We start from the raw sequence: 26231 nt of genomic DNA, 5'->3' as shown, positions 1-26231 counted from the left end.
GTCAGGCCACCCGCTTGTCGTTGACGTAATAAAGAGTGCGCTCGGGCGGAAATCGCAGCCAGACCGCTTGCCCGGCAGCCGCCGGAGCGCTGCGCAGCTTGGCGGTGACGGTATGCGCGCCCACCGTAAAGTCGGCCATGAAGTGGGTTCCCATGTTGCGCACGCTCGCCACCGTGGCAGCCACCGTGTCGGCGCCCTGCGCACTGGCGCATTCGACGAACTCGGGACGGATGCCGATGGTGATGCCGGCAGCTCCCGCCAATGCGCTTTGCGCCGCCGGCGGCAGCGCGATGCCGTCCGCGCCAAGGTAGGCGCGGCCGTCGCGCACCGGGCAGGCCAGCAGGTTCATGCCGGGGTTGCCGATGAAGTAGCCCACGAAGGTGTGCGCCGGCTCTTCGAACAGCTCTTGCGCGCTGCCGGTCTGCACCACTTCGCCCTGGGTCATCACGACCACCTTGTCGGCGAAGGTCAGCGCTTCGACCTGGTCGTGCGTGACGTAGATCAGCGAGAGTTTGAGTTCGTGGTGGATTTCCTTGAGTTTGCGGCGCAGCAGCCATTTCAGGTGCGGGTCGATCACCGTGAGCGGTTCGTCGAACAGCACCGCGGCCACGTCCGGCCGCACCAGGCCACGGCCCAGCGAGATTTTTTGCTTGGCGTCGACCGCCAGGCCGCTGGCGCGCTGTTTCAGGTCGCTGGACAGTTCCAGCATGGAGGCGATATGTTCGACCCGCTTGCGCGTTTCGCTTTCCTTCCAGCCGCGGTTACGCAGCGGGAAGGCGAGGTTGTCGAACACCGTCATGGTGTCGTAGATGACCGGGAACTGGAACACCTGCGCGATGTTGCGCGCTTCCGGCGGCAGGTCGGTGACGTCCTTGCCATCGAAAATCACCCTTCCGTGCGAGGGACGCACCAGGCCCGAGATAATGTTCAGCAAGGTGGTCTTGCCGCAGCCGGAAGGGCCGAGCAGCGCGTAGGCGCCGCCATCGTCCCAGGTCAGGTTCATGGGGCGCAGTGCGTAATCTTCAGGCACCTGCGGGTTCGGTTTGTAGGCATGCGCCAGGTCGGGCAGTTCGATGCGGGCCATGCTTACACTCCGTTCTCAATCTGCGGCGGCGCAAACAGCAAGGCGCCGCCGGGTGCGAACACGAACAATTCGTCCGGACGCAGGTATACCGTGCACGGCACGCCAAGGTCTAGGTTATGCACGCCGGTCAGTTGCGCCACCAGCCCGATCGCGCCGCGCTGCAAATGCACATAGGTTTCCGAGCCGCTGATCTCGGCCAGTTCCACCTTGGCGTCGATCGGAAAATCGTCCGCGTGCAGGGGCGCCAGGCGCAGGCTGTGGGCGCGCAGGCCGAGCGTTACGTCTCCATGCTGCGCGGCCTGGCGGCGCTGGGCGTCGTTCAGCGGGATCGCCAGATCCGGCGCCACCCTGGCCATGCCATCGGCGCCGACCGTGGCTGGAATCAGGTTGATCGGCGGGTCGCTGAAGGTGCGCGCGCTCTGGACCGAGTTGGGGGCGTTGAAAACGTCGAGGGTCGCACCATGCTGCAGCAGGCGTCCTTCGTGCAGCAGCACCGTGTGGCCGCCCAATTGCAAGGCTTCGAGCGGCTCGGTGGTGGCGTAGACGACGGTGGTCTTCCCTTCCGCGAACAGGGCACCGAGCTCCTTGCGCAATTCCTCGCGCAGCTTGTAGTCGAGGTTCACCAGCGGCTCGTCGAGCAGCAGCAGGGCCGACTCCTTGATCAGCGCGCGCGCCAGCGCGGTGCGCTGCTGCTGGCCGCCCGACAGCTGCGCCGGCAGCTTGTTCAGGTGCGCCGAAATATGCAGGCGTTCGGCCATGCGTTCCACCCGGGTGCGGATTTCGGCTTCGGGCACGCGCTTGATGCGCAGGGGCGACGCGATGTTGTCGAACACCGTGAACGATGGATAGTTGATGAACTGCTGGTACACCATCGCCAGGTCGCGCTGGCGTACGGGCAGGCCTGTGACGTCCTTGCCGCCGGCGATCACCTTGCCGTGCGTGGGCCGGTCCAGGCCCGCCATGACCCGCATCAGCGAGGTCTTGCCGGCCTGCGTGGTGCCCAGCAGGACGTTGATGGTACCGGGTACCAGTTCGAGCGACATCGGGTACAGGTGATCCTGCGCCCCGTACTTCGTGCTCACGTTTTCCAATGCCAGCTGCATCTCGTCTCCTGTATTTTTCTTGTCTTGCTACCGCATCCCTGTGGCGGGATTTGCTTCTGATTTGCTTCTATTACTTGCGAAATTCGGTGATCCAGGCATCGACCGCCACGCCTGCATCGGCTGGCAAATGCAAGCCCAGCTTGGAGCGGCGCCACAGCATGTCGGTCGCCGTGGTGGCCCATTCATGATCGATCCAGTAGACCGCTTCGGCTTCGTACAGGCCGGGTACAATCTCGGCGCCCATGGCGGCGACGCTGGTGCGCTGGTCGATGATCAGGTGAATGCGGGTGCCGTAGGCGCGCGCGTAGCGAGCCACCAGCGCCGCCGGCAGCCACGCATACTGCTTTTGCAGGCCAGCGACAAAACCGTCGAATTCGAGCACGCTGCGGTTGTCCGATACCGGGCCGTGCACGTCGCCGCCGGGCAGGCAGGCGTTGACGGTCCAGGCGCCGTGCGTGTTCCCCAGCACCGGTGCGATCAGGTCGACGGCTTGCTCGGCCAGTTTGCGGAAGGTGGTGATCTTGCCGCCGAAAATGGACAGCATTGGCGCGCCCTGCGTATCAAGCTCGAAGGTGTAGTCGCGCGTGACGTCGGAGGCGTCGCTGGACTCGTCGTCGAGCAGCGGACGTACGCCGGAGTAGCTCCACACCACATCGGCCGGCGTGATCGGGTTGGTGAAATAGCGGCTCGCCAGCGCGCACAGGTAGTCGATTTCTGCCTGGTCGATGGCGACCTTGTCGGCGTCGCCATGGTATTCGAGGTCGGTGGTGCCGATCAGGGTGAAGTCCTGCTCGTACGGAATGGCGAACACCACGCGCCCGTCCGGATGCTGGAAGATGTAAGCGTAGGGATGTTCGAACAGGCGCCGCACCACGATATGGCTGCCTTTGATCAGGCGCACCGATTTGTCGGCCGGCCCGGGATTGGTCCCCTGCAGGAAGCGCGACGCCCACGGACCGGCGGCGTTGACGATGCAGCGCGCGCTCACGTCGATGGCTTGTCCGTCGGCGCGGCGCAGGCGCGCTTCCCAGCGCTCGCCCTCGCGCCGTGCCGATTCGCAGGCGGTGCGGGTGAACACGCACGCGCCCTTGGCGGCGGCGTCGATCGCGTTGAGCACCACCAGGCGCGCATCGTCGACCCAGCCGTCGGAATACACGAAGCCGCGGGTAAAGGTCGATTTGAGGGGCGCGCCGGCCGCATGGCGGCGCAGGTCGATCCCTTCGGACCCCGGCAGCAGCTCGCGCCGCGCCAGGTGATCGTACAGGAACAGGCCGGCGCGGATCATCCAGGCCGGGCGCTGGCCCTTGTCGACCGGGGTGACGAAGCGCATCGGCCACATGATGTGGGGAGCGGCGCGCAGCAGCACTTCGCGCTCGATCAGCGCCTTGCGCACCAGGCCGAATTCGTACTGCTCCAGATAACGCAGGCCGCCGTGAATCAGCTTGGTCGCGGCCGACGAGGTGTGCGATGCCAGGTCGTCCTTTTCGCACAAGACCACGGACATGCCGCGCCCCGCCGCGTCACGGGCAATGCCGGCGCCATTCACGCCGCCGCCGACCACCAGTACATCACACGCGATATTGCCCGCCTTGTTCATGCGCTCTCGCTTCAAAAGGGGAATCTGGGTACACTGCAAAGGTGAACAATAAGACAAAAACGAAAAAAATGAAACAAAAATTTATCTGTTTGTTTTCGTTTTATTTCGTTTGTGATAAATTTGGCGCTTTGACAGGAGCCCCACGATGACGCTCAACCCACGCCAGCGGCGCATTCTCGACGCAGTGCGCCAGCAGGTGACGGTGTCGCTGGAGGCACTCGCGCAGCAGCTTGAAGTGACGCCGCAGACCGTGCGGCGCGACGTCAAGCTGATGGAAGAAGCGGGCCTGCTGGCGCGCTACCACGGCGGCGTGGGCTTGCCGTCCTCGGTCCAGAACATCGATTACAGCGACCGCCAGGTGCTCAACGTGGACGCCAAGCGCCGCATCGCCAGCGCGGTGGCGGCGCAGGTGCCGTCGCACTGTTCGCTGTTGATCAATATCGGCACCACCACCGAGGAAGTGGCGCGCGCGCTGGTGCACCACCAGGGACTGCATGTGGTGACCAACAACCTCAATGTGGCGACGATTCTGTGCGACAGCCCCGGATGCGAAGTGATCCTGGCCGGCGGCGTGGTGCGCGGGCGCGACCGCGGCATCGTGGGCGAAACGACCATCGATTTCATCCGCCAGTTCAAGGTCGATATCGGCATCATCGGCATTTCGAGCATCGAGCCCGATGGCACCCTGCGCGACTTCGACCCGCGCGAAGTGAAGGTGGCGCAGGCCATCATCGAGCAGTCGCGCGCAGTGTGGCTGGTGGCCGACCACGACAAATTCGGGCGCCAGGCGCTGATGCGCATGGCCCACGCCTCGCAGATCGACGTGCTGTTCACCGACGCCAAACCGCCCGAGGCGCTGGCCCGGGTGTTGCGCGAGGCCAAGGTGAATGTTGTAATTGCGCAATAATTGACGTGAGCACTGGGCCGCTGGCGGTTTTTGGGGGATGATTGATGTTACCCTGTCTCCCCCTATTTTGTTAGCGAATGAGCATGTCGACTTTTCTGATGATTCTTGCCGTGCTTGTGATTGTGGCCGGCGCCGTGGCGGCCGGTTACTTCTACTTGCAGCGCACTCAGGTCACCAGGCTGGCGGGCGATTTCAAGCTGTACGCACCGTACCTGGTCGAGCAAACCGCGCGCGTGCGCCTGCGCGTGCAGCCGCTGGGACGTGAATATATCGGCGAGGAAGACGCCGATGCCTACGCCGAGATGAAAAAACTGTGGTCGGGGATGACCAACCACCGCATGAAACTGATCGGCACCTTCGCGTCCGACGAAGACCAGCGGGTGTACATCATCGGCCAGCACCCGGACAGCAAGATCGTCGGCCTGGTGGGCCTGCAGCGCGGCATGCGCCCGTTCGTCGAATTCATGAAGCTCTCGGGCAGCGGCACGGTGGGGGTGCTGAGCGGCGCTCCCGGCGCGCGCGCCTTGCGCCTTCCCACCTTGACGGTGGAACCCAACAACAAGGCCTCTTGGCGTTCGGCGGTCGCAGCGTTTGCCGCCACGCCGGAAGGGCGGCCCCTCGATGTGAACAACCTGATCGTGCTGTTTGAACGGGTGCATGCGGCGCGCATGGATCATCAGCTGGCTGCCGCCCCGACCCTGCCCCAGATCAAGTCGCACGCGGCCGCCATGGGCGCCGCCGACACCCTGCACGGGCACCAGCTCGAAAATGCGCTGGAGATGAACCATGTCGCCTGGATCGAAGCGGTGCAGGTCGCGCTGCTCGATAACACCAAGCGCAAGCTCAAGCTGACGGTCGAGACCTGGGCGCGTCTGGAATCGCAACTGATCGTCATCCACGCCGGCATGAATGTGGACGATGTCATCGCCAAGCTGGCGGAGTATCCGATGGTCGATGCGCTTGGCGTCCAGCTCAAGGCGCAGGAACTGGGGCCGCTGGAGATTTTCAGCCAGATCAACGACCGCCTGGCGACAGCCGAACGGCGCCGCCTGGTGGTCGAACTGAGTTCGCCGGTGGCCGCCGCGATCTACGCGCGCGCCGGTGCGATGCAGTCGGCCGGCGTGTCGCCGCAGGCGCTGGCGGCGTAAGCGCTTGATCGCCCGTCACTCAACCTGTAAAGAATTTTGAATGACCTTGAACGACATCAAAACCGATCTCACCACGCTTTTTTCAGATGAGCGGGTCGCTGCGGACTTTTATGCATTTGCGGAAGACGACGGGATCGTAAGAGGCGACCACATTCGCTGCGAGGTGAGTGGACAGGATTTCTTTTTTCCCGTACCCACCGAGATCACGGTTCTAACGAGAGTCTGTCAATTCAACCATTATTGTGAATCGACAGAAGCGCGCATTGTGGTGGCAGTCGGCGGTGTCGTTGACGAGCGATGCGGAATTGTCACCCCACGCTATTTCTTCGCCAAGCTTTTCTACAATGAGGACTGCGAAGTCTACAGTGTTGACATCGACACGAGCGAAGCGCGTCTCTGATTCCACGGCCGGCAGGCATCTCACCGGCTACGATAGCCGCCGATGACTGCGCGGGGTCGCTTTTTCAAGCGACTGAGTCCGAAATGTAATGGTGTCAGCCATACAATTGGCGGCGCGACCTCGATTGAAAATCAGTGCTTGTGGCCGCAGCCCTTGGCCGCCGTCGGCACGCCCGGCAGCTCGGCGCCCGGCTCGCGGCCGGCGTCGCCCTCGAAACCGGCGGCGTGCAGGCGCGCCATGTAGTCGGCCCACAAGGCGGCTTGCTCGCTACCGAGCTTGTACAGGTAATCCCACGAGAACAAACCGGTGTTGTGGCCGTCCGAGAAGGTCGGCTGCACCGCGTAGTTACCAACGGGTTCGAGCGCCGTGACGCCGACATCGCGCTTGCCCAGCTGGAGCACTTCCTGCCCCTGCCCGTGGCCGCGCACTTCGGCCGATGGCGAGTACACGCGCAGCAGCTCGAACGGAATCGAAAAACTGCTGCCGTCGTCGAATGCGATATCGAGCACGCGGGACTTCTGGTGGACGGTCAGTGCGGTTGGGTTCATGCTGGTTTTTCCATGCGGCGGACAATATCGGCCGCCAGTTTCGGCAGGCGCGCGCGGCGCTCCGCCAGGGTCGATTCGTCGGTCGCGCGCACCGCCACCGTCCACACGGGATTGGGAAAGTGCGCGTCGTCGGCGTAGCGGGGAATGACGTGCCAGTGCAGGTGCGGCGTCATGTTGCCAAGGCTGGCGACATTGATCTTATCGGGCTTCATCACATCGCGCAGCGCCAGTTCCACATGCCACACCGCGTCGGTGAGCACCAGGCGGTCGCTCGGCGCCAGGTCGGTCATTTCCTTGACGTGATCGTTCCAGATCACACGGCAAAAGCCCGGATAGGCGGTGTCGTCGACCAGGATGACCGACAGCTTGTCGTTGCGCCAGACCGGTTCGACCGCCAGCTCACACAGTTCGCACGTCATACCAGTACCCTTTCGATGCCGCCGCTGTTGGCACGGGCCACGTATTCGGGCAGCCAGTTTTCGCCCAGCTTGTGGCGCGCGATTTCGATAACGATGTAGTCGGCGGTGGTGCCCGCATCGTCGTTGTAGCGCGACAGGCCTTGCAGGCACGATGGGCAGCTGGTCAGGATCTTGACGTCGCCGCTGAAGCCATCGGCACGCAGCTTGTCGGCGCCCTTCTCCATCTCGTCTTCCTTGCGGAAGCGCACCTGCGTGGCGATGTCGGGACGCGACACCCCGAAAGTACCGGACTCGCCGCAGCAGCGGTCGTTCTTCTCGATCTTCACGTTGTCCACCGTCGACACCAGCGCATTGACGGTCTTGACCGAATCCTGCAGCTTCATCGGATTGTGGCAAGGCTCGTGGTACATGTAGCGGGTGCCGCTGACGCCTTCGAGCTTCACGCCTTTTTCGAGCAGGTACTCGTGGATGTCCATGATGCGGCAACCGGGGAAGATCTTGTCGAACTCGTAGGTCGCCAGCTGGTCGTAGCAGGTACCGCACGACACCAGCACGGTCTTGATGTCGAGGTAGTTGAGCGTATTGGCCATGCGGTGGAACAGCACGCGGTTATCCGTCATCATCTTGTCGGCCTTGTCGTACTGGCCGGCGCCGCGCTGCGGATAGCCGCAGCACAGGTAACCCGGCGGCAGCACTGTCTGCACGCCGACTTCCCACAGCATCGCCTGCGTGGCCAGGCCCACCTGCGAGAACAATCGCTCCGACCCGCAGCCCGGGAAGTAGAACACGGCTTCGGTATCGGCCGTGGTCACCTTGGGGTTGCGGATGATCGGGATGATCTTGTCGTCTTCGATGTCGAGCAGCGCGCGCGCGGTCTTCTTGGGCAGGTTGCCCGGCATTTTCTTGTTGATGAAGTGGATCACCTGCTCGCGCACCGGCGCCTTGCCGGTGGTCGGCAGCGGTGCGCGGGTCTGCTTCTTGGCGAATTTTTTCAGCACGTTGTGCCCGAAGCGCTGCGCCTTGAAGCCCCAGCCAGCCATCACCTGGCGCGTGGCGTTGATGGTCACCGGGTCGGTCGCGTTCAGGAAGAACATCGCCGCCGCATTGGCCGGCCTGAAGGTCTTCTTGTCCATCTTGCGCAGCAGGTTACGCATGTTCATCGACACGTCGCCGAAGTCGATGTTGACCGGGCATGGCGTGACGCATTTGTGGCACACGGTGCAGTGGTCGGCCACGTCTTCGAATTCTTCCCAGTGCTTGATCGAGACGCCGCGGCGGGTCTGTTCTTCGTACAGGAACGCTTCGATCAGCGACGACGTCGCCAGGATCTTGTCGCGCGGCGAATACAGCAGGTTCGCGCGCGGAACGTGAGTGGTGCACACCGGTTTGCATTTACCGCAGCGCAGGCAATCCTTGATGCTGTTGGCGATCTCGCCGATATCGCTCTGCTGCATGATCAGCGATTCGTGGCCCATCAGGCCGAACGACGGCGTGTAGGCGTTGCGCAGGTCAGCCCCGAACTCGGGCAGGTTAAGCAGCTTGCCCTTGTTGAAGCGCCCTTCCGGATCGATGCGCAGCTTGTAGTCGCGGAATTCGCCGATTTCTTCTTCGGTCAAAAATTCGAGCTTGGTGATGCCGATGCCATGCTCGCCCGAGATCACGCCGTCGAGCGAACGCGCCAGCTTCATGATGCGGCCCACGGCTTCGTGCGCATCCTGCAGCATGGCGTAGTCGTCGGAATTGACCGGCAGGTTGGTGTGCACATTGCCGTCGCCGGCGTGCATGTGCAGCGCCACGAACACGCGCGAACGCAGCACCTTCTGGTGGATCGCGCTCGATTCGTCGAGAATGAGCTTGTAGGCGGCGCCGTTGAAGATCTGGCGCAGCTGCGCGCGGATCTCCTGCTTCCATGAGACGCGCACGGTGCGGTCCTGGACCACGTCGAACAGGGTGGCGCCGGGCTGCTGCGCCAGGCGTTCGTCGAACACGACGTCGAGGCGGTCCAAGCCGATGGCGCGCAAGGCGTCGCGCGCGCCTGCCAGCGGCTGGTCGAGTTCGGCCAGCAGCCAGGTCCAGCGCGCGTGCACGGCGTCGAGCAGTTCGCTCGCTTGCTGCACGCGGTCGCCCAGCATTTCTTCGTCGCCGATCGATTCGCCCGAGGCGTCGTCGCTTTTACCGACCGGCAGATTGCCGGCCGCGAAAAACGCGCGCAGTGCGTCGGTCAGCTGCAGCTTGTTCTTGATCGACAGCTCGATGTTGATACGCTCGATGCCATCGGTGTATTCGCCCATGCGATTGAGCGGAATGACCACGTCTTCGTTGATCTTGAAGGCGTTGGTGTGGCGCGCAATGGCCGCGGTGCGGGCGCGGTCGAGCCAGAACTTCTTGCGCGCTTCCGGGCTGACGGCCACGAAGCCTTCGCCCACACGGGTGTTCGCGATGCGCACCACTTCCGAGGCGGCTTGCGCCACCGCGTTCTCGTCGTCGCCGACGATGTCGCCGAACAGCGCCATTTTCGGCAGCACGCCGCGTTTCGATTTGGTGGCGTAGCCGACCGCGCGCAGATAGCGCTCATCGAGGTGTTCCAGGCCGGCCAGGCGAATGGTCGCGAAAGCGGGGCCGCCCTTGGCCGGCAGGCCGTCGAGGTAATCCTTGATTTCGACGATCGATGGAATCGCGTCGCGCGCCTGGCCGAAGAATTCGAGGCAGACGGTGCGCGCGTACTTCGGCATCTTGTGCAGGATCCAGCGCGCCGACGTGATCAGGCCATCGCAGCCTTCTTTCTGGATGCCCGGCAGGCCGGCCAGGAATTTGTCGGTGACGTCCTTGCCCAGGCCTTCCTTGCGGAAGCGCCGGCCTTCGATGACCAGCATCTCGGTCTTGAAGGGCGCGTCTTTCGCCTCGCCGCGCGCATTCGGATGGGTCCATTCGAGCTTGAAGGTGGCGGTCGGCGCGTCGTGGATCTTCGACAGATTGTGGCCGATGCGGGTCACTTCGAGCCAGTCGCCGTTCGGGTCGACCATCTTCCACGACGCCAGGTTGTCGAGCGCGGTGCCCCACAACACGGCCTTCTTGCCGCCGGCATTCATGGCGACGTTGCCGCCGATGCAGGAGGCCTCGGCCGACGTCGGGTCGACCGCGAACACGAAGCCGGCCTTTTCGGCGGCGTCGGAAACGCGCTTGGTGACCACGCCGGCGCCCGAATGGATGGTCGCGTATTCATGGTCCACGCCGGGCAGCATGGTCATTTCGACCTCGCCCAGGGTGACCAGTTTTTCGGTGTTGATGACGGCCGACATGGGCGTGAGCGGAATGGCGCCGCCGGTGTAGCCGGTTCCTCCGCCGCGCGGAATGATGGTCAGTCCGAGTTCGATGCAGCCTTTTACCAGGCCCGCCATCTCGTCTTCGGTGTCGGGTGTGAGCACCACGAACGGATATTCGACGCGCCAGTCGGTGGCGTCGGTCACGTGGGCGACGCGCTTCATGCCGTCGAAGCAGATGTTGTGTTTCTCGGTGTAGCGGCCCAGCACCTTGGTGGTGCGCTTGCGCAGGTCCCAGGTCTGGCGGAACTCGTTGCCGAAGTCTTCGACCGCCTTGGACGCCGCCTTGAGCAGCTTTTCCACGTTGGCGCTGCGCGCCCGCGCGACTTCGCCGGCCGGGTCGTCGCCGCCCTCCGCGTCGACGCTGGTGCGGCGCTTGTCCACTTCGGCCAGGCGGTGATGCAGCGCGTCGATCAGTTCCTGGCGCCGCTTCGGGTTGTCCAGCATGTCGTCCTGGAGGTAGGGATTGCGCCGCACCACCCAGATATCGCCCAGCACCTCGTACAGCATGCGCGCCGAGCGCCCGGTCTGACGCGAGCCGCGCAATTCGTCGAGCAGCTCCCAGGATGACTCGCCCAGCAGACGAATCACGATTTCGCGGTCCGAAAACGAGGTGTAGTTATAAGGGATTTCGCGCAGGCGGGTGGCGGCGTGACCGTTTGGCGTTTCGGCCAGAAGTGCTTGGATTTGTGCGGGGGCGTTCATGTATTGGTGGACTATGTGGACTGACCCTAAGGGAGTTCATTCTAGCGTATTGCGCTGCACCACGCAGGAACAGCCTTCGCTTTTGCAAGGGCTAAAGGCGGAAAGGGCACAAACGAATCGGTGGCGATTTGAGAAATTGACAAGAATTTTTGGATTTAAAATCACTCTCTGCCGATCAAAATTCGGCCGAAGTCGCGTTTTCCGGAACGATATGCTGAATCAGCCATCGGATCAGCGCTCCCGCATGGCCGCACGCAGGGCCTCGACATAGCGTTCGCTCACGGCCACGAGGACACCCGAGCGCAGGGTCAGGCGCCACGCGCCGTCGCCCACCACCTCCAGATTGGCGGCCTGGCAGGTGCGCACCACGGCGCCGCGATGCACGCGGAGAAAACAGGCCGGATCGAGATGGGCCAGCAGGCGGCTGAGGGGCAAGCGGTACATGACCTTGCGCGCGCTCAGGTGCAGGCTGACATAATTACCGCAGGTTTCGATCCAGTCGACGTCGCCCAGCCGGATGCATTCGATGCGGCCGACCGAGCGCACGCTCACTTGCTGCCAGTAGCGCTCCGGCGTGCCGGGACCTTCGTCGCCGGCGTCGGCCCAGGCGCGCAACGCCGCGCCGTAGGCTGGCCGCTGACGCAGTTCCAGCATCGCTTCGGCGCGCGCCAGGGCCGCGGCCAGGCGCGCATCGTGGACGGGTTTGAGCAGGTAGTCGAGGGCGTGCACCTCGAACGCCTCCAGCGCAAAGGCGTTATGCGCGGTGACAAAAATGACCAGCGGCGGGTTGGCCAAGCCGGCCAAGGCGCGCGCCAGCACCAGGCCGGAGTCGCCCGGCATCTGGATATCGAGGAATACCACGTCGATATCCTGCGCGGCGATGCAGACCTGCGCCGCGGCCGCGCTGGGGCACTCGCCAACAACTTGCCAGCGCGCGTGGTCGGCCAGGGCGTAGCGCAGGTTGACCCGGCCCGGTTCCTCGTCGTCGACGATCAACGCGCGCACCATCATGTGTCGGGTGCATGCAGCGGCATGCGGATGTCGACCACGAAGCGGCCCTCGTCCAGGCCCGTTTGCAGTGAGGCGCTGTCGCCGTAGGCCAGTTGAAGGCGCGCGCGGACATGGCGCAGGCCCAGTCCGAGGCCGGGATTGGCCGAGCGGGCCTCGCCGGCCGGGTTGGATACGTGGACCGTCAGGCGGCCCGCGCCCGCGGCGAAGGCGACGCGGATATCGCTCGGGCGGTCGTGACAGTCCAGGTCATGGCGCAGCGCGTTTTCGATCAGCGGTTGCAGCAGCAGCGGCGGCATGTCGCCGTCCAGCACCGCCTCGCTGTCGCCTTCGATACTGATCCGCAGGCGCGCGCCGTAACGCAAGCGCTGCAAGGCCAGGTAGTCGTCGAGGAACTGGCGCTCTTCGCGCACGCCGACGTGATCGCGCGCGCTCGCTTCCAGCGCATAGCGCAGCAAGGCACTCAGGTGGTTGATGCCGTCCAGCGCCACCCGCTTGTCGTCCGAGCGCACCAGCGCGCTGATGGCGTTCAAGGCATTGAAAAGAAAATGCGGTTCCAGCTGGCCGCGCAGCGCCAGCAAGCGTTGCTGCTCCAGCTCCAGCCGAAGATTCAGATTGTCGCTCTGGGAGCGCATCCAGGCCTGCTCGCGCCGGCGGCCTTCGCGCCAGCTGCACGCGGCCACCACGGCCACGAACGTGAACGTCACCCACACCAGCGCCATGAACTGCCAGAATCGCGAGCGCGCCAGCGCGGCGTCGACAACCGGCGCAAGTCCAGACAGCGCACCCTCGTTGTATAGTTTGAGCATGCCGGCATTAAGCAGTTCGAGCGGCGTGAACACGGCCGCGGCCAGCAGGTAGGCGACAAGGATGCGCGGCACGCTGCCCAGCGCCGCCGGGCGGGCGGTAAAAAATGCGTAGCACGCGAAGCTCATCGACATCAGCAGCAGGTGCTCGCGCCACCAGAGCCAGAACAAATGCACGTAGGAGTGGCTGACGCCGCCGCGTTGCAAATTGTCGCTGTGGTTACCGACGGCGCCGATCGCACACAGCACCGTCCAGATCAACACAATCGTCAGGAGGGCCTTGGGCAGGCTGGTTTGCGGGGGCGGATTCTGTGCGGTGGTCATCGATGCAAAGTATACCAGCGCCACCGCGCCAATTTTCCGCCATGCTGCGGCCTTCGTCATCCAGTTCCGGCGACTCGTCACATACCGGTGTTGCGCGGGCGGGCGAGCGGACACAATCGGCGTCCCCGTCAACCACTCGATCGTTCATGAAATCCACTCTTGTCTTTTCCGCGCAAGCAATCGCCCTGCTATCTTCCTTCAGCCACGCCGCCCACGCCCAGGAGCCCAGTGGCACGATCCAGCGGGTCGAGGTGAGCGGCGCCGGCAGCGCCAATCTGCGGCGCGACGACACCGCCGCGCGCATCGTGGTCGGACGCGACGAGATCGTCCAATATGGCGACACGTCGCTCTCCGCGGTGCTCAGGCGCCAGCCCGGCGTGTCGCTGAGCGGCGGCGAGATCCGCATGCGCGGGCTGGGCGCCGGCTATACGCAGCTGCTGGTCAACGGCGATCCGGTGGCGGCTGGGTTTTCGATCGACAGCATCGCTCCGGCGATGATTGAACGGATCGACATTTTGCGCACCGCCACGGCGGAACTGGGTTCGCAGGCCATCGCCGGGACCATCAACGTGATTCTCAAGAAGGGCAACGCGCGCAAGCAGCGCGACGTGAAACTTGGCACGGGCCTGCTGCCGGGACGGGGCGACCCGTCGGCGTCGCTGCAATGGGGCGAGCATGCCGGCGACCTGGCGTATTCGCTGGCGGCCGAGATGACGCGCACGACCAGCGACAACAGCTATATGACGCTTGAAACGCTGGACGACGCCGGCGCAGCTCCGCTGGCGCGGCGCGAACTGCGCGAGTGGGCGTCGTTTCGCAGCACGCGCCTGAACCTGACCCCGCGCGTGAACTGGACCCTGGCCGACGGCGGCAGCCTGGCGTGGCAGACCTTCATCGATGTCTCGCGCAACGCCAACAACGGCAACGCGGTCGAAACCACCGTCTCCGGCGCCCCCACCGAGTATCCCATCAACGATTACGGCACCAGGGCGGAAACGGTATCGGCACGCAGCGACATCAGCCTGGCGCGCCAGGTCGGCGCCGACGGCAAGCTCACGGTCAAGGCGGGGCTCAATCGCAACAAGCGCGAATCGGATTATCTGTTCAGGGGCGCGGGCAAGACCGGTACCTTGGCGCGCAAGGTGCTCTCGGACGCGGTCGACAACAGCGCCGTCTTGAGCGGAAAATACCTGGCGCCGCTGATGCCGGGCCACGCCATGGGCATCGGCTGGGAAGGTGGGCGCACCGAGCGCACCGAATCACGGCGCCAGAACGACAGCGCCGCCGGCGGCCTGTTCCTGTCGCAGCTCGATGAGGACTACCGCGCGCTGGTCAGCCGCCTGGCGGTATTCGCACAGGATGAATGGACCGTATTGCCGCGCTTGCAAGCTTACCTCGGCCTGCGCTGGGAAGGGCTGCACACCTCGACCGAGGGACGCACCTTGGCGCAAGTGAGCAGCAAATCGTCCGTGTTCAGTCCCGTCACGCAGCTGCTGTGGAAGCTCGATGGCAAGGACCAGTTGCGCTTTTCGCTGTCGCGTACGTACAAGGCGCCGGCGGTGCGCAACCTGGTGCCGCGCCGGTACACGGTCAACAACGCCAACGGGCCGACCAATCCGGACGTGCGCGGCAACCCGGCGCTCAAGCCAGAACTGGCGTGGGGTGTCGACGCGGCTTACGAATCGTACTTCGGCAAGAACGGCGTGGCCAGCGTGTCGGCCTATGCGCGCCGGATCGATGCGGTGACGGTGCAAACCCTGTATCAGGAGAATGGCGCCTGGATCTCGACACCCTTCAACAACGGCAAGGCGAAAGTGGCGGGACTCGAATTCGACGCCCGCTTCGCGCTGCGCAGCGTGCTGCCGGCGGCGCCGGACATGGACCTGCGCGCCAACGCAGCGCGCAACTGGTCGCGCCTGGATGCTGTGCCGGGGCCGGACAACCGCCTGGGCGACCAGGCCCGCATCACGGCCAATATCGGCTTCGATGCGCGCATCGGGGCGCTGTACACGGTGGGGATGAACCTGAACCTGCAGTTTGGCGGGGCGACGCAAATGAGCCGCTACCTGCGCAGCGATACGGGTCCGGTACGCGTGCTCGATCTGTATGGCCTATGGAAGGCCGGGGCGACCACGCAGTTGCGCCTGTCGGTGGCGAATGCGCTGCACCGCGACCGGCGCAGCGGCAGTGCGTATGCCGATGCTGACGGCAGCAACACCCGCGCCGGGCGCGCATCGTCGGCGGCGGTGGTGCGCATTGTGCTGGAAACGAGCCTCTGACCCACCACATCGCTCCCACGCAGGCGGGAACGCATGCGTCCCCCCAAGTTCCAGAGCCGCCCGTAGCTGCGGTACGAACTTGGGTTCCCGCCTCTCCAGGAACTGGCCTTTGCTGCTAAGTTAAGCAGCTTTGCGACCACAGGCCTCAAAACCGTCGTTCCCGCGTAGACGAGAACCCATAGCACCTCAACTGAGCGAAGGTGCTATGGATTCCCGCCTGCGCGGGAAAGACGGAGCATAAGTTAGCGCCATTTGGAACTGGCCTCTGACTTTGCACAGTTCCAAGAGATTTGAGGAGTTTCCTTGAAACTGGAGGCTGCGCGGGAACGACGAAGCGCAGGGTATCGCTAAAAAAGCATGTGCCAGAAATTGGACAAGGTCTCGCCCAGCCCCTTCCAGAAACTGTCCGGCACATATAGCAGCCCGGTAGTCATGGTCAGGTAGCGCGCGAATTTGCCGACCGCCATATAGCCGATGCTAGGCCAGAACGGCAAATGCAGCCAGCCGCCCAGTGTGCACAGCGGATCGCCAATCCCGGGCACCCACGACAGCAGCATGGTCTTGGCGCCATAGCGCGCCAGCCAGGCGAACCAGCGCGACTTGCGCTCTTTCGCAAAAGCGACCTTGGCGCGGTAGCCGATGAAGTAGTCGAGCGCCCCGCCCAGGGTATTGCCCAGGGTCGCCACCAGAATCGCGGGCCAAAACATGGCTGGATTGGCCTTGATGACCGCAAACACGGCCGGCTCGGACCCGAGCGGCAGCAGTGTTGCGGAAATGAATGCTATCACGAAGACCGAGCTGAGCCCGACCGCGGGAGCGGCCACCACCTTGAGCAGCCAGAGGACAGCGGATTCGATCATGGACGCACTTTGATGGCTGCTGAAGCCGTCCATTATAATGAGGAAAAACTATTGCAACGACACGATACGCCGAGCCCGCCACCCGGAGCCGCGCATCGCACTGCAAGCCTCGGTCATCCACCGACAACACAGTCCAGCGTCAACAGCATCGCGTTCCGGATTTTCCGGCCCAGAATCACTTTGTTTGCAGACTATGACTATCGACTACCTCAAAAAAATCCTGACCGCCCGCGTCTATGACGTCGCCACCGAAACGCCGCTCGAATTGGCGCCGATCCTGTCGCAGCGCATGGAGAACCGCATTTACTTCAAGCGCGAAGACATGCAGAGCGTGTTCAGTTTCAAGCTGCGGGGCGCGTACAACAAGATGGCCAACCTGGCGCCGGCGCAGCTCAAGCGCGGCGTGATCTGCGCGTCGGCCGGCAATCACGCGCAAGGCGTGGCCATGTCCGCCGCCAAGATCGGCTGCCGCGCGGTGATCGTCATGCCGACCACCACGCCGAGCGTGAAGGTCGATGCGGTCAAGGCCTTCGGCGGCGCCAATGTGGAAGTGATTTTGCACGGCGACTCGTACACCGACGCCTATAACTTCGCGCTGACCTTGGAAAAAGAACAGAACCTCGCCTTTGTGCACCCGTTCGACGATCCGGACGTCATCGCCGGCCAGGGCACGGTGGGCATGGAGATCTTGCGCCAGCATTCGGGCCCGATCCATGCGATTTTTGTCGCCATTGGCGGCGGCGGCTTGATCGGCGGGGTGGCGGCGTACGTCAAGCAGATTCGCCCGGATATCAAGATCATCGGCGTGCAGTCGACCGATTCGGACGCGATGGCGCGCAGCCTGAAAGCTGGCCAGCGCGTGACCCTGCCCGATGTCGGCCTGTTCGCCGACGGCACCGCCGTGCGCCTGGTCGGCGAAGAGACCTTCCGCCTGGCGCAGCTGTACGTGGATGAGATCATCCTGGTCGATACCGATGCGATCTGCGCGGCGATCAAGGACGTGTTCCAGGACACGCGCTCGATTCTGGAACCCTCCGGCGCGCTGGCGGTGGCCGGCGCCAAGGCGTATGTCGAGCGTTCGGCGATGAGCAAGAACCCGGTGCGCGGCGAGACCCTGGTGGCGATCGCCTGCGGCGCCAACATGAACTTCGACCGCCTGCGTTTCGTGGCCGAGCGCGCGGAGCTGGGCGAAGCGCGCGAGGCGGTGTTCGCCGTGACCATTCCGGAGCAGCGCGGCAGCTTCAAGCGCTTTTGCGCGCTGATCGGGCCGCGCAATGTGACCGAGTTTAACTACCGGGTCAGCGATGCGGCCGAGGCGCACGTGTTCGTGGGCGTGCAGATTGCCAGCCGCGGCGAGTCCGGCGTGCTGGCGCGTACCTTCGAGCAGAACGACTTCAAGACGCTCGATTTGACGCACGATGAGCTGGCCAAGCTGCACATCCGCCATTTGGTGGGAGGCAAGAGTGCCTTGGCCCATGACGAGTTGCTGTATCGTTTCGAATTCCCCGAGCGTCCGGGCGCGTTGATGCGCTTCCTGGACAGCATGGCGCCGAACTGGAATATTTCGCTGTTCCATTACCGCAATCAAGGCGGCGATGTGGGACGGATTCTGGTGGGCCTGCAAGTGCCGGCCGAAGAAATGGAAGAGTTCCGCACCTTCCTCACCACGCTCGGATACCGCTATTGGGATGAGAGTGCCAATCCGGTGTATAAGATGTTTTTGGGGTGATGCACATACCCTCGCTGACCTGATCGCCGTCGCTCCCGCGCAGGCGGGAACGCATGCGTTCCCCCCAAGTTTGTCAAGCCGTCTGCAACCGCGCGACGTACTTGGGTCCCCGTCTTCACGGGGACGACGGTGGTTGAATTTAACTGAATCGATATGACCAACACCGCCGATCTATCCCCTCTGGGTAAAACCTCCGCCTATCAAACCCAATACGCGCCGGACTTGCTGTTCCCGATCCCGCGCCAGGGCAAGCGCGACGAACTCCAGCTCACCGGCACGCTGCCCTTCTTCGGCGTCGATATCTGGAACGCCTACGAAATCTCGTGGCTGAACATGCGCGGCAAACCCCAGGTGGCGATCGCCACGATCACGGTGCCGGCCGACTCGCCCAACATCGTCGAATCGAAATCGTTCAAGCTGTATCTGAATTCCTTCAACCAGACTCGCCTGTCCAGCAGCGACGCCTTGCTGGCCCTGCTGCACGAAGACCTGGCGGGCGGCTTCGGCGCCCCGGTCCACATCACCTTGATCGAACCGCACGCCTTCAATACCGTCAAAATGGGCGAACTCGATGGCTTGCTGCTGGACCGCCTCGACGTCGAAATCGACCAGTACTCGCCCTCGCCCGCCCTGCTCACGGCCGCCAGGGATGAGGCGCCGGTCGAGGAAAAACTCATCTCGCACCTGCTCAAATCGAACTGCCTGGTGACCGGTCAGCCGGACTGGGCCAGCGTGCAGATCCATTACGTCGGCCCCCAGATCGAACAGGAAGGCTTGCTGAAATACCTGATCGGCTTTCGCGAGCACAATGAATTCCATGAGCAATGTGTCGAACGCATTTTTACCGACATCCTGCGCCAGTGCGCACCGCAAAAACTGGCTGTATACGCGCGCTATACGCGCCGCGGCGGACTGGACATCAACCCATGGCGCAGCAACTTCAGCTCGGGCCGTCCGCCCAACTTGCGCACCGCCCGCCAGTGACCTTTGAGGCAGCGCAAGGGGACCGGTTTCCCCCTGCGCGCACGCTTGACGGCATTTCTACGCGGGAATACCTTGACCGGTAAGGGAACGAGTGTGCTTTTCGGGCGACAGATAAAAGCCACCAACTTTATAATAAAACAACAAGCGCGGACCTCCATGTCGCGCTGAAAAAACGGGCAGCGAGCACAGGAAAAATGGCGAACTGCGTTAAGCACCGGCATTTGTGTGCAAAATCCTCAATTTCATACTGGAAATTCAAATTTTCGAACACCCGGCCCGAGGCCCGTTTTAACAGCTTGTATGAATCGCTATTCATCTTGCGAAATGTCAATGCTGACTTGACATGGATCGACGACGAATTCCGATTACACGGCTGGAAAACAGGCCTATAATTCTGGCTCGCAAGCACCCTTGTGCATCGCACCAATACTCAGCGTTATGACAAACCTTAGCAAAATTTTATCGCTCGAGAACGTGTTGCTTGATCTCGAAGTGTCCAGCAAGAAGCGTGCTTTCGAGCAAGCGGGGCTGATCTTCGAGAACAACTGCGGAATTGCCCGCTCGACCGTTTCGGACAACCTGTTTGCGCGCGAGCGTCTCGGCTCGACCGGGCTCGGCCATGGCGTAGCGGTGCCGCACGGCCGCATCAAGGGCAGCAAGAGCCTCAAGGCGCCGCTGGCCGCCTTCGTGCGCCTGCTCGAACCGATTCCGTTCGAGTCGCCCGACGGCCAACCGGTCAACCTGCTGTTCTTCCTGCTCATTCCCGACCATGTGACCCAGCAACACCTTGAGATTTTGTCCGAGATCGCCGAGATGTTTTCCGACGACGGTTTCCGCACAGCCCTGGCGACCGATCCGGACCCGAAATCGGTTCACTCGCGCATCATCAATTGGCAACCAAGTCTGCAAGCACTGGGTTAAACTTCCTCGTGCCGGGCGCGTTGGCGCCCTCACTTTTCTGAAGACCCGTTCATGCTGCAAACTCCGCTGACCATCCAACGGCTGTACGACGACAATCGCGAAAGTCTGCAGCTGGGCTGGTTCGCCGGCTTTCCGGGCGGCGAACGCCTCATCTCGGGCGACGTTGCCTCCGCCGCCGACCAGGTGGGCCACCTGAACCTGATCCACCCGGGCCGCATCCAGGTATTCGGGCATCAGGAACTGACGTATTACCATCGCCTCAAATCCGGCTCGCGCAGCCACGTGATCGGCGAGCTCATTGCCGGCGGGCCGCCGGCGCTGATCATCGCGCAGGGACTCGACACGCCGCCCGATATCCTGGCCATCTGCGACGAGCAGAACATCCCCTTGTTTTCCACGCCGCTGCCGGCCGCGCAGGTGATCGATTTCCTGCGCGTGTACCTGTCCAAGAAGCTCGCGCAGCGCATCATCATGCATGGCGTGTTCATGGACGTGTTGGGCGTGGGCGTTTTGATTACCGGCGACTCCGGCCTGGGCAAGAGCGAGCTGGGACTGGAACTCATTTCGCGCAGCCACGGCCTGGTGGCCGACGATGCGGTGGAGTTCTCGCGCATCGCGCCGAACATGATCGAAGGACGCTGTCCGGCGCTGCTGCAAAACCTGCTGGAAGTGCGCGGCCTTGGGCTGCTGGATATCAAGGCGATCTTCGGCGAGACAGCCGTGCGGCGCAAGATGCGCCTCAAGCTGATCGTCCATCTGGTGCGCCGCAGCGCGCTCGAAGAGGAAGTCGAGCGCTTGCCGTTTTTGTTCCCGACCGAGGATGTATTGGGACTGCCGATTCGCAAAGTCGTGATTCCCGTCGCGGCCGGTCGCAACATCGCTGTATTGCTCGAAGCGGCGGTTCGAAATACGATTCTTCAGTTGCGCGGCATCGATACGTTACAGGAATTCATGGAACGTCAGCGTCAGGCGATGAGTTCAGACTAGGCCTGTTTACGGAGTGTGCCCTTGCAAGGGAATACCGTTCCACAGGCACGGAGCCATGCTCCGTGAAACCCCTGCTTCACCAGGCGATGAGTTCAGACCAGGCCTGTTTACGGAGTGTGCCCTTGCAAGGGCACACTCCGTAAACAGGCACGGAGCTACACCCTGTAACTTCCCTCCCCCCTCGTGATCTGAACTGACTACTCCTGCATGATGGACACCGCATTCGGATCGCGCTGATGGCCTTGCCGCTCCAATCCGCGAAACAGCATTCTGTTCCCGTGCATCGCCACGAGCTGCGGCTCAAAGAGCACCGGGATGATCGACTCCGGTCGCGCATCCGTCCCAACTGCGAACAACTTCAGTTCACGCCACGTCTCTACCGCGCACATCGTCAGATGGCCGGCAGCGCCAGGGTCCGCATATATGTCCCGGTCGGGCCGACGCGCCCCGCGAACTCGTAATCTTTTGACTATGCTGTACATTCATACAGTATAGCCCACGTATCTCGCCCTCGCATCTCAGGCTCGTGCGACATCACGCACAGGCAGAAGTTCGCCCGATTCTTTTGATCTGGAACACCCCCCATTTAGTTGGTTTTATTAGGATAAAAATCAGTGCTCGGAAAAGCTTTTATTGACTAAAAGCATAACGATCCGAATGGGAGTTGATATGAACAAGAAATTGACGTAAAAAATTTTTCTGCTTTATGGGTATTCGGACTGGCAAGCGCCGAAGCCTTCGCGAGCAGCCCTGTTGAAGCCAAAACACTAACCGTAACCAAGGCGGATGTATCGCCGGAACAAAAAGCAATCGATTCTACGATTGCTAAGCTAGCTATCCAGATGGCTCTACAAACAAAGCGTACGGTTGTAAACGGTAAAACTCAGTCTGAGACACGGCCGGACGGAACTGTTGGAACGTATCTCTACGACCGCAATGGTCGCCTCCAAGGAATCACGTATTCCGATGGCAGGGCAATCACGGCTATCTATGACGAAAATGGAAATATCCAATCGATCGTGGAAAACGGCACCGGCCGAAAAATTGTTTTTAAAAAAAAGACGCTCATTCCAAATGAAAAAGAAATCGCAGCCGCTTTCGCCATTGAGAAGGGGATATCAGTCCTTATCGACCGACAACATTCGAGCGAAGCCGATCCGATTTGCGAGGAGAAAAGTCCGATTCCCTGCATCGTTGAAGCGCCGGGAACTCGCGGCGGAGGCGACTGGCCTGTCGGCGGACCCCGTCGCATTCCAACGGGCGGCGGAGGAGGTGGTGGTGGTGGCGGTGGTGGCGGAAATGACGGTCCGCCCAAGTCCTATGAAGAGTGGTCCAAAAACCCGCCGAAGTGCGTAACGGATTTGTGCGTTCCCGCAGCACTTAAGCAAAACTGGATTTGCACCATTACAATGTTCAACCCAAAAAGCTTGGAAGAATGCTACCAAGAGGCAACCAAGTTTTACAAAAGATGCGCGGAGAGCTGCTATTCCGGTGATTGGAAGTGGGTTGACGGATACGGAAAAGATAAGTGGTTGAAAAATCACTCCTACGAAACTTACGATCATTAGTGCGGTCTAAATCGCTTTTGCGATACGGAGTTGCGTTATGGATCAACATTTGCAGATGGAAAAGTTAAGAGACACTTTTATGAGTGCATGCGACCTAATCGGGGAGGGCAATTATGAGGCGGCGTTGGAAGCACTAGTTTGGATTCATGACAATCCGATTCCAGATCTTCTGCCATCTGAGATGTTTAGGCGCATCTACGGTTTTCAAACGTGGGGGATTTTAGCTTCACGATACCCGGCAGCAAAGCAGAAAATGGAAGAGCTTCTGGCAAGAAAGATCGAGGCTGCTGAAAAGGGGGCGGCAAGCACATCAATTAGAGCCGATATTGGCAGAATGCGAGAAATTCTTGCATCGTACCTCTTTACTTCGCCCGAATAATATCCGCTTGCACCACCCCAAGGGCGGCAGATAAATTGGCCCAATGACGTTTCCGGTGAAACTTGACATCGGCTATGCTGTGAGTTTTTGCCGTCCCGGAATGCGGTCAAGGGCGGCGCGCGTTGTGCGCGTGCCGGCGTAGCGCACCCTTGACGGCATGTAGGGCGCATACGCTGGGCCATGGTCGTCGACGCGGCAGGCCGTGGCGATGACCATGGATAACAGGCGTGCCGGCGTATCCGGCTGGAGAAGGCAGTTTGAGTATTAGCATGGAAACCTTGTTCACCACCGCGCTGGGCTTGCAAGCTCCGTGGGAGGTGACTGAATTCAAGCTCGACACTGGGGCGCGACGGATCGATTTCGAAGTACGCTATCAAAGCGAGGAGATGGCCTGCCCCGTTTGCGAGACACCAGCACAGAAGATCCACAGCCGCATGCGGCGCAGCTGGCGACATCTCGATTTCTTCCAATATGAAGCTTGGGTGCACGCCGAAGTACCGCGCGTGCGCTGCCGCTCCTGCGGCAAGACCTCGCGCATTGAGGTGCCGTGGTCGCGACCTGGAAGTCATTTCACCTTGCTTTTCGAGGCGCTGGCCATGTCCTTGTGCCAGACGATGACGGTGGCCGAGACCGCCCGGCTGCTGCGTGTGACGGCGCATCGCCTGTGGCGCAGCGTCGGCCATTACGTCGCGGTGGCGCGCGGCAAGGACGACATGAGCGACGTGAAGCTCATCGGCATCGACGAGACCAGCCTTCGGCGCGGTCACCAGTATGTGACTGTTGTTCACGATCTGGACGCCAAGCGCCTGCTGTTCGCCACCGAAGGCCGCGGCCACGAGACGGTAGCCGCTTTCAAGGCCGATCTGATTGCCCATGGCGGGCAGGTGCAGGGAATCGCGCATGTCTGTATGGATATGAGCCAGGCCTACGTCAAGGGCGTCACCGAGCAATTGCCGCAGGCTCAGATCAGCTTCGACCGTTTCCACGTCATTGCCATGGCCAACGATGCCATGGACAAGGTCCGCAAGCTGGAAATGGCGGAACAGCCGCGTGTCGTTCGCAGCGCCTTGGGCATCGAACGCAAGACCGTCCGCGCATTGATGTGGGGAATGCGTCGCGACGCGCGTAGCTGGACGGCACGCCAGCGCGACACGATGTATCTCTTGCAGCGCTCCCGACTCAAGACTGCAAGGGCGTGGCGGCTGAAGGAAGCATTGCGGGACGCCTATCGGCAGGCCGTTACCGCCAACAACGCGGAGGTGGCGCAGTCAGCGCTGGAGAGTTGGATGTCGTGGGCTCGCCGGAGTCGACTCGAGCCGTTCAAGAAGCTGGCGTTGACGCTGCGCGAGCGACTGCCGGGCGTCGTGCGCGGCATGCTCGATGGCCGCAGTAACGCCTATGTCGAAGCGATGAACGGCATGCTTCAGCAATCCAAGCGTGCAGCGCGCGGTTTCCGCAGCGCCGCCAATTTCATTGCCATCGCCTATCTGCGCATGTCCAAGCTGACTCATTTGCCTGTCAATCCCTTGCAGACAGCAGGAAAAAGGTCTGTTTCAATTAGGCGATACCGCGACGGTCGTCAAGTTTCACCGAAAACGTCATAGAGCCGATAAATTCCATCCATCCTCTGCCGCCTGGATCATCTTGGTCCTGTCCTCCGGCTTCGTGTACATGAGCGTGGCGCCGTGCGCACCGCAGGTGCATTCCAACTTGACGATCTGGACCGCGTCGACGAAGCGCTCGGTCAACGTCGGCGTGGCGTCGCATCGGCGGGCGCGGAGGCTCATGCTGCAGCCAGCATTTCCGGCGTCACAGTGTTGCGCGCCACTATTGCCCGCAACCACATGGATGATGCCAGGTCGTGATTACCCTCCGCCATCAGTACGATCACCAGCTCATGCCCAGCCAGCGCGAAACTGCTTGGCGTTCCAGACCTGGGCCAAGGCATTCTCGTAGCGCTTGCCGTTCGCCGCTGCGAGATGCTGGGCTTGGGCGCCGCGCGCGTCGGCTGCGGCCTGGGTCGCTGCCAGCGCATTGACGGCGCGGTTCTTCTCACGGATCGCTGTTCAAACCAGGTCTGTTTACGCGGTAAGCCCTTGCAAGGACCCACCGTTTGGCAGGCACGGAGCGATGCTCCCTGAGCCCCCTGCGTCACCAGGCGATGAGCAGCGACTAAACCTAGCTGTATGCACAGGTAACGCCAAAGGCCGTTGTAAAACCCCTGTTGCCTGTTAAGAATCATGCATAGTGCCTAAGCAAACCCCACCCGCTTGGGGTATCATCGGGCCTATGCGCATCGTACTCATCACAGGTATTTCCGGATCGGGCAAATCGGTCGCCCTCAACGTCCTTGAAGATGCAGGCTACTACTGCGTCGACAACCTCCCGCCGGCCTTGTTACCGAGTCTGATCGACGCGCTGATCGCGGACGGCACCGCTTGCGCCGCCGTCGCGGTCGATGCGCGCAGCGCCCAGTCGCTGGTCGAACTACCCGCCAACATCCGCGTGCTCAAAGACCAGGGCCACGACATCAAGGTCATGTTCCTGACCTCGAACACGCACTCGCTGGTGGCGCGCTTTTCCGAAACGCGGCGCAGCCATCCGCTGTCGCACCAGCTGCGTCCCGACGAAAATCCCGCTTCGCGCCGCACCCTGATCGAATGCATCCTCGAAGAGCGCGAGCGCCTGTCCGCCATCGAGCAGCTTGGCCACGTGATCGACACGTCCGACCTGTCGGCCAACAAGCTGCGCGCATGGATCAAGGAACTGGTCGAGATCGAGCGTGCCCCGCTCACCCTCTTCTTCGAGTCGTTCGCGTTCAAACTGGGCGTGCCGCTCGACGCCGACTTCGTGTTCGACGTGCGCGCCCTGCCCAATCCCTACTACGACCTGACCTTGCGCCCCCTCACCGGCATGGATGCGCCGGTGATCGCCTTCCTCGACGCCCAGCCCAGCGCGGCCGAACTGCTGGAAGACATCCGCGCCTTCGTCGAGAAGTGGCTGCCGTCGTTCAAGACCGACAACCGCAGCTACCTGACCGTGGCGCTGGGCTGCACCGGCGGGCAGCATCGCTCGGTGTACATGGCCGAACGCCTCGCCGCCTACTTCAGCCCGACCGAACGGGTTGTGCTGAGGCACCGCGAGCAATCCTGATC

General features: G+C 62.4%; 22 protein-coding genes. 12 read left to right on the top strand and 10 right to left on the bottom strand.

What is annotated here, in order from left to right:
• Position 1 precedes the first annotated feature (1 nt).
• The 3 genes from IV454_RS11090 to glpD form a co-directional block, all read right to left on the bottom strand.
• A complete protein-coding gene (locus IV454_RS11090; protein ID WP_206091496.1) occupies positions 2-1084 on the bottom strand; it encodes an ABC transporter ATP-binding protein in 1083 nt (360 codons plus the stop codon).
• A 2-nt stretch (positions 1085-1086) separates the two neighbouring features.
• Positions 1087-2187, bottom strand: a complete 1101-nt coding sequence (locus IV454_RS11085) for an ABC transporter ATP-binding protein (RefSeq protein ID WP_206091495.1) — start codon at positions 2185-2187, stop codon at positions 1087-1089.
• Between the two features lie 70 nt (positions 2188-2257).
• Positions 2258-3784 carry a glycerol-3-phosphate dehydrogenase gene (gene glpD / locus IV454_RS11080; protein WP_206091494.1) on the bottom strand — a complete coding sequence of 509 codons (1527 nt, stop codon included), beginning with the start codon at positions 3782-3784 and terminating at the stop codon, positions 2258-2260.
• 145 nt (positions 3785-3929) lie between these two features.
• Between glpD and IV454_RS11075 the strand changes: the two genes are divergently transcribed.
• From IV454_RS11075 to IV454_RS11065, 3 genes are all read left to right on the top strand, one after another.
• Positions 3930-4691 carry a DeoR/GlpR family DNA-binding transcription regulator gene (locus tag IV454_RS11075; RefSeq protein WP_099873929.1) on the top strand — a complete coding sequence of 254 codons (762 nt, stop codon included), beginning with the start codon at positions 3930-3932 and terminating at the stop codon, positions 4689-4691.
• An 83-nt stretch (positions 4692-4774) separates the two neighbouring features.
• Positions 4775-5839, top strand: a complete 1065-nt coding sequence (locus IV454_RS11070; protein WP_206091493.1) for a hypothetical protein — start codon at positions 4775-4777, stop codon at positions 5837-5839.
• Positions 5840-5879: 40 nt separating this feature from the next.
• Positions 5880-6239, top strand: coding sequence for a hypothetical protein (locus IV454_RS11065; RefSeq protein WP_206091492.1), 360 nt, complete (start codon positions 5880-5882; stop codon positions 6237-6239).
• A 131-nt stretch (positions 6240-6370) separates the two neighbouring features.
• Here IV454_RS11065 and IV454_RS11060 read toward each other — a convergent pair whose 3' ends face one another.
• The 5 genes from IV454_RS11060 to IV454_RS11040 form a co-directional block, all read right to left on the bottom strand.
• On the bottom strand, positions 6371-6787 hold the full coding sequence (locus IV454_RS11060; RefSeq protein ID WP_206091491.1) for a gamma-butyrobetaine hydroxylase family protein: 417 nt from the start codon (positions 6785-6787) through the stop codon (positions 6371-6373).
• Positions 6784-7206, bottom strand: coding sequence for an HIT family protein (locus tag IV454_RS11055; protein ID WP_206091490.1), 423 nt, complete (start codon positions 7204-7206; stop codon positions 6784-6786). Before IV454_RS11055 ends, IV454_RS11060 begins: the two co-directional genes overlap by 4 nt.
• Complete coding sequence (locus IV454_RS11050; RefSeq protein WP_206091489.1) at positions 7203-11231, bottom strand: DUF3683 domain-containing protein; 4029 nt, start codon at positions 11229-11231, stop codon at positions 7203-7205. Before IV454_RS11050 ends, IV454_RS11055 begins: the two co-directional genes overlap by 4 nt.
• Before the next feature lie 231 nt (positions 11232-11462).
• On the bottom strand, positions 11463-12242 hold the full coding sequence (locus tag IV454_RS11045; RefSeq protein ID WP_206091488.1) for a LytR/AlgR family response regulator transcription factor: 780 nt from the start codon (positions 12240-12242) through the stop codon (positions 11463-11465).
• The gene (locus tag IV454_RS11040) at positions 12239-13429 is read right to left on the bottom strand and encodes a sensor histidine kinase (RefSeq protein ID WP_229522182.1); all 1191 of its coding nucleotides are present in this window, start codon (positions 13427-13429) and stop codon (positions 12239-12241) included. The genes IV454_RS11045 and IV454_RS11040 overlap by 4 nt, the downstream gene beginning before the upstream one ends.
• Before the next feature lie 86 nt (positions 13430-13515).
• Between IV454_RS11040 and IV454_RS11035 the strand changes: the two genes are divergently transcribed.
• A complete protein-coding gene (locus IV454_RS11035; RefSeq protein ID WP_206091487.1) occupies positions 13516-15648 on the top strand; it encodes a TonB-dependent receptor plug domain-containing protein in 2133 nt (710 codons plus the stop codon).
• A 347-nt stretch (positions 15649-15995) separates the two neighbouring features.
• Here the strand turns inward: IV454_RS11035 and IV454_RS11030 are convergent, their stop codons facing one another.
• The gene (locus tag IV454_RS11030) at positions 15996-16508 is read right to left on the bottom strand and encodes a YqaA family protein (RefSeq protein ID WP_206091486.1); all 513 of its coding nucleotides are present in this window, start codon (positions 16506-16508) and stop codon (positions 15996-15998) included.
• A gap of 193 nt (positions 16509-16701) precedes the next feature.
• Here IV454_RS11030 and ilvA point away from each other — a divergent pair, with 193 nt between their 5' ends.
• The 7 genes from ilvA (at position 16702) to IV454_RS10995 (ending at position 24680) form a co-directional block, all read left to right on the top strand.
• On the top strand, positions 16702-18237 hold the full coding sequence (gene ilvA, locus IV454_RS11025) for a threonine ammonia-lyase, biosynthetic (RefSeq protein WP_206091485.1): 1536 nt from the start codon (positions 16702-16704) through the stop codon (positions 18235-18237).
• Positions 18238-18390: 153 nt separating this feature from the next.
• Positions 18391-19221 (top strand): NADPH-dependent 7-cyano-7-deazaguanine reductase QueF, encoded by an 831-nt coding sequence (queF, locus tag IV454_RS11020; protein ID WP_206091484.1) that lies wholly within the window; start codon positions 18391-18393, stop codon positions 19219-19221.
• Between the two features lie 438 nt (positions 19222-19659).
• Positions 19660-20142, top strand: a complete 483-nt coding sequence (locus tag IV454_RS11015; RefSeq protein ID WP_054265942.1) for a PTS sugar transporter subunit IIA — start codon at positions 19660-19662, stop codon at positions 20140-20142.
• 51 nt (positions 20143-20193) lie between these two features.
• On the top strand, positions 20194-21129 hold the full coding sequence (gene hprK, locus IV454_RS11010) for an HPr(Ser) kinase/phosphatase (RefSeq protein ID WP_054265941.1): 936 nt from the start codon (positions 20194-20196) through the stop codon (positions 21127-21129).
• Between the two features lie 842 nt (positions 21130-21971).
• Positions 21972-22697, top strand: a complete 726-nt coding sequence (locus tag IV454_RS11005; RefSeq protein ID WP_206091483.1) for an RHS repeat domain-containing protein — start codon at positions 21972-21974, stop codon at positions 22695-22697.
• Between the two features lie 37 nt (positions 22698-22734).
• On the top strand, positions 22735-23076 hold the full coding sequence (locus tag IV454_RS11000) for a hypothetical protein (protein ID WP_206091482.1): 342 nt from the start codon (positions 22735-22737) through the stop codon (positions 23074-23076).
• 257 nt (positions 23077-23333) lie between these two features.
• Entirely contained in the window at positions 23334-24680 is a 1347-nt protein-coding gene (locus IV454_RS10995) for an ISL3 family transposase (RefSeq protein WP_229521913.1), read from the top strand.
• Here IV454_RS10995 and IV454_RS10990 read toward each other — a convergent pair.
• A complete protein-coding gene (locus IV454_RS10990; protein ID WP_206091481.1) occupies positions 24675-24863 on the bottom strand; it encodes a hypothetical protein in 189 nt (62 codons plus the stop codon). The two genes, IV454_RS10995 and IV454_RS10990, sit on opposite strands and share 6 nt — an antisense overlap.
• Positions 24864-25365: 502 nt before the next feature.
• On the opposite strand from IV454_RS10990, the gene rapZ reads away from it, so the two are divergent.
• Positions 25366-26229, top strand: a complete 864-nt coding sequence (gene rapZ, locus IV454_RS10985; RefSeq protein ID WP_206091480.1) for an RNase adapter RapZ — start codon at positions 25366-25368, stop codon at positions 26227-26229.
• Positions 26230-26231 lie beyond the last annotated feature (2 nt).

The organism is Massilia antarctica (assembly GCF_015689335.1).
Lineage (GTDB): Bacteria > Pseudomonadota > Gammaproteobacteria > Burkholderiales > Burkholderiaceae_D > Telluria_A > Telluria_A antarctica.
The sequence above is the reverse complement of the archived record's forward strand: the minus strand, read 5'-3'. Positions and strand labels throughout refer to the sequence as shown.

Coding starts and splice junctions, on each gene's coding strand:
- rapZ (WP_206091480.1), top strand. CDS start 25,366: ATGCGCATCGTACTCATCACAGGTATTTCCGGATCGGGCAAATCGGTC.
- IV454_RS11075 (WP_099873929.1), top strand. CDS start 3,930: ATGACGCTCAACCCACGCCAGCGGCGCATTCTCGACGCAGTGCGCCAG.
- IV454_RS11065 (WP_206091492.1), top strand. CDS start 5,880: ATGACCTTGAACGACATCAAAACCGATCTCACCACGCTTTTTTCAGAT.
- IV454_RS11060 (WP_206091491.1), bottom strand. CDS start 6,787: ATGAACCCAACCGCACTGACCGTCCACCAGAAGTCCCGCGTGCTCGAT.
- IV454_RS11030 (WP_206091486.1), bottom strand. CDS start 16,508: ATGATCGAATCCGCTGTCCTCTGGCTGCTCAAGGTGGTGGCCGCTCCC.
- IV454_RS11055 (WP_206091490.1), bottom strand. CDS start 7,206: ATGACGTGCGAACTGTGTGAGCTGGCGGTCGAACCGGTCTGGCGCAAC.
- ilvA (WP_206091485.1), top strand. CDS start 16,702: ATGACTATCGACTACCTCAAAAAAATCCTGACCGCCCGCGTCTATGAC.
- queF (WP_206091484.1), top strand. CDS start 18,391: ATGACCAACACCGCCGATCTATCCCCTCTGGGTAAAACCTCCGCCTAT.
- IV454_RS10990 (WP_206091481.1), bottom strand. CDS start 24,863: ATGAGCCTCCGCGCCCGCCGATGCGACGCCACGCCGACGTTGACCGAG.
- hprK (WP_054265941.1), top strand. CDS start 20,194: ATGCTGCAAACTCCGCTGACCATCCAACGGCTGTACGACGACAATCGC.
- IV454_RS11040 (WP_229522182.1), bottom strand. CDS start 13,429: ATGACGAAGGCCGCAGCATGGCGGAAAATTGGCGCGGTGGCGCTGGTA.
- IV454_RS11085 (WP_206091495.1), bottom strand. CDS start 2,187: ATGCAGCTGGCATTGGAAAACGTGAGCACGAAGTACGGGGCGCAGGAT.
- IV454_RS11045 (WP_206091488.1), bottom strand. CDS start 12,242: ATGATGGTGCGCGCGTTGATCGTCGACGACGAGGAACCGGGCCGGGTC.
- IV454_RS11070 (WP_206091493.1), top strand. CDS start 4,775: ATGTCGACTTTTCTGATGATTCTTGCCGTGCTTGTGATTGTGGCCGGC.
- IV454_RS11015 (WP_054265942.1), top strand. CDS start 19,660: ATGACAAACCTTAGCAAAATTTTATCGCTCGAGAACGTGTTGCTTGAT.
- IV454_RS11035 (WP_206091487.1), top strand. CDS start 13,516: ATGAAATCCACTCTTGTCTTTTCCGCGCAAGCAATCGCCCTGCTATCT.
- IV454_RS11000 (WP_206091482.1), top strand. CDS start 22,735: ATGGATCAACATTTGCAGATGGAAAAGTTAAGAGACACTTTTATGAGT.
- glpD (WP_206091494.1), bottom strand. CDS start 3,784: ATGAACAAGGCGGGCAATATCGCGTGTGATGTACTGGTGGTCGGCGGC.
- IV454_RS11005 (WP_206091483.1), top strand. CDS start 21,972: ATGGCTCTACAAACAAAGCGTACGGTTGTAAACGGTAAAACTCAGTCT.
- IV454_RS11090 (WP_206091496.1), bottom strand. CDS start 1,084: ATGGCCCGCATCGAACTGCCCGACCTGGCGCATGCCTACAAACCGAAC.
- IV454_RS11050 (WP_206091489.1), bottom strand. CDS start 11,231: ATGAACGCCCCCGCACAAATCCAAGCACTTCTGGCCGAAACGCCAAAC.